General features: G+C 68.2%; 2 protein-coding genes and 2 pseudogenes. 1 reads left to right on the top strand and 3 read right to left on the bottom strand.

The features are described 5' to 3' along the window. Nucleotides 1–151 precede the first annotated feature (151 nt). From DD1DGNOD_RS31100 to DD1DGNOD_RS30710, 3 genes and pseudogenes are all read right to left on the bottom strand, one after another. A pseudogene (locus tag DD1DGNOD_RS31100) lies at nucleotides 152–414 on the bottom strand (UDP-glucose 6-dehydrogenase); the annotation flags it as partial. Nucleotides 415–534: 120 nt separating this feature from the next. Then, nucleotides 535–822, bottom strand: a complete 288-nt coding sequence (locus DD1DGNOD_RS28955) for a hypothetical protein (RefSeq protein WP_241255534.1) — start codon at nucleotides 820–822, stop codon at nucleotides 535–537. A 20-nt stretch (nucleotides 823–842) separates the two neighbouring features. Next, complete coding sequence (locus DD1DGNOD_RS30710) at nucleotides 843–1025, bottom strand: NAD-dependent epimerase/dehydratase family protein (RefSeq protein ID WP_346434281.1); 183 nt, start codon at nucleotides 1023–1025, stop codon at nucleotides 843–845. Nucleotides 1026–1473: 448 nt separating this feature from the next. Between DD1DGNOD_RS30710 and DD1DGNOD_RS07545 the strand changes: the two are divergent. Then, a pseudogene (locus DD1DGNOD_RS07545) lies at nucleotides 1474–1737 on the top strand (helix-turn-helix domain-containing protein); the annotation flags it as partial. Between the last annotated feature and the right edge of the window lie 79 nt (nucleotides 1738–1816).

Raw genomic sequence — 1816 nt, 5'->3', positions numbered from 1 at the left:
CTAGCGCGTTTCGGGTGCCGCCCTCCGCCGAGCGAATGCGAGCCTGATCTGCCAGAAATGCAGTCGTATCCGAATCGCCTTCGCCGCCATCCTGGTGAGGGATGTCGCCGGACGAGCCGTGTACTTCCATCGTTTGGTGGTGTCCAATCTGTTCGGTTACGATCATCGGGGTGCAGGCCTCGATCAGCTGGGTGTAGACCGCCCGCAGCTGCTGCTCCGCCGAGCGAGACACGACACCGGAGACGAGCCCGGTCGGGCCGCAGGGTGTCCTCAACCGCGAAGCCTTCACGCAGGAATTCCGGATTCCAGGCGAGGTCGACGCCTCCGGTGCCCGCCCGGCCGGCCGGTGCCTCTCGGGCGAGCCTTGCGTCCAGGACCGCCCGCCGTACCTGCCGGCACGGTGGATTCTCCGACGACCAGGCAACCGCGGCGCAGGCTCGCAGCGAGCCGGCCGACCGCGTCGTGCAGGTAGCTCAGATCGGCATCGTTCCCAAACCCGCGGCCGCTCTGGCCCCTCCGCACATGAGCCGACGCTCACCGGGCGCGGGTTAGTGTGGCCGCGCGGCGCATCGCGGGGGCGCTAAGGGGGCTATGCGTGGTGTGACTTCCCAGCGTGACGCCCAACGCGACTGCGAACCGTGCGATCGTGGCGGTCAGCCCGCCCCGAAGATTGGTCTTTGGCTCCCAGCTGAGTCTCTCCCGGGCCAGCCTGATGTCAGGTTGGCGGACGGTGGGGTCGTCCGGCGGCCGCGGGACGAAGCTGATCGGGACGTCGGCTCCGCACAGCTCGATCACGGGCCCCGCCAGGGCGAGGACCCTCATCTCGTGCGGGTTCCCGATATTCACCGGTCTGGGCAGGTCTCTACACAGCAGCCGGAAACCGGGCTCGGAGAGCAGGTGCTCAACGTTGCCCGGCCGTCCGATGAGGAAGCTGTCGAAACAGACCGCCTCGCACCCGTCCGCCAGAGACGTTCACACAGGTGACTACCAAGGAACCCTTCCCCGCCGGTGACGACTACACGCATTGATGGACAACTCCTCTCGTGATCTGCTGCTCGCAGATCCCGCTCCCGAGACAGGTCACACCCCCCCAGCGTCTGTCCGGACAGCGAGACCGCCAGGCTCCGCCACCTCGGTCTCACCTCCGGGCGAGCATCTCGCCAGTGTCACCTACAGCAACAATATGATGTACGTTTGGTTACCGCGTGTCGTGGTGTCGCCGCCCGGGTCGGCGGCTCACGCAGTTCGGGAGGTGGGATACGTGCACGTCTGCGGCACGCTCGCCTGCTCCGGTCGCATCCACTGAGCGCGGCTTCCGCTCTGATGTGCGGCCTGTCCAGCTGAGGCTGGAGCTGGTGTCAGTGTCCTGTCCGGGACATGCTTGACGTTCCGGTTCCGCCTCATGCTTGACGGCCGTCGTCGGCCTGTCTGCTCTGTGGCGTTTGAGGGGCGTCACAGAGCGGGAGGCCGGGATTGGTCCTGGTGGAGTTATCACGCGTCGAGCAGCGGTACCGGGCGGTGTTGGCCACGGAGGCGGGAGCCCGGGTGGGAGAGGTCGCCGCGCAGATCGGGGTGTCCCGCCAGTCGGTGTCGACCTGGTGTTCTCGCTACCGGGCCGAGGGCCTGGCCGGGTTGGCGGACCGGGCGAAACGGCCGGTGGCGTGTCCGCATCAGGCATCCCCGGAGGTGGAGGCGGCGGTGTGTGAGCTGCGCCGGGCACACCCACGCTGGGGACCTCATGACCGATGTCGGCGAGCAGGCTGACCGCGCCGATCCCCCCGACACCGCGGGTCACCCAGCTCCGGCGCGGCCTACG

Source organism: Candidatus Protofrankia californiensis (assembly GCF_900634765.1).
GTDB lineage: Bacteria > Actinomycetota > Actinomycetes > Frankiales > Frankiaceae > Protofrankia > Protofrankia californiensis.
This window is presented reverse-complemented; position numbering and strand designations above follow the sequence as displayed.

Bases quoted from the DNA above. Each gene is read 5' to 3' on its own strand.
- DD1DGNOD_RS28955 (WP_241255534.1), bottom strand. From the start codon at position 822: ATGAGGGTCCTCGCCCTGGCGGGGCCCGTGATCGAGCTGTGCGGAGCC.
- DD1DGNOD_RS30710 (WP_346434281.1), bottom strand. From the start codon at position 1,025: ATGCGTGTAGTCGTCACCGGCGGGGAAGGGTTCCTTGGTAGTCACCTG.